Annotated in this window: 1 pseudogene; it reads left to right on the top strand. The window is 63.5% G+C overall.

Annotated elements, in window-relative coordinates:
- Window positions 1–3: 3 nt before the first annotated feature.
- A pseudogene (locus tag SLS51_RS23515) lies at window positions 4–312 on the top strand (filamentous hemagglutinin N-terminal domain-containing protein); the annotation flags it as partial.

The following is a 312-nucleotide window of genomic DNA, read 5'->3' as shown; positions in this document are numbered from 1 at the left end:
TGGATGGTGGTGGCCGAGATAGCGCGGGCCGGACGGGGACGAACCGGACGCCGCGCACGTCGCTCCGCTTCACCGCAGCGTTGTTGCCGGCTGACTGCGCTACGGTTTGGGGTGTTATTCGCCCTTGGCGGAATTTCGCTTACGGCACAGGCGGCGATTGTGGCCGACGGACAGGCACCGGGGCGTCAGCAGCCGACTATTATTCGCAGCGCCAACGGCACGCCGCAGGTCAATATTCAGACGCCGGGCGCCGACGGGGTTTCCCACAATACCTACCGTCAGTTTGACGTGGATAAACAAGGCGTTATCCTC

The organism is Photorhabdus africana (genome assembly GCF_035181445.1).
GTDB classification, from domain to species: domain Bacteria; phylum Pseudomonadota; class Gammaproteobacteria; order Enterobacterales; family Enterobacteriaceae; genus Photorhabdus; species Photorhabdus laumondii.
This window is presented reverse-complemented; position numbering and strand designations above follow the sequence as displayed.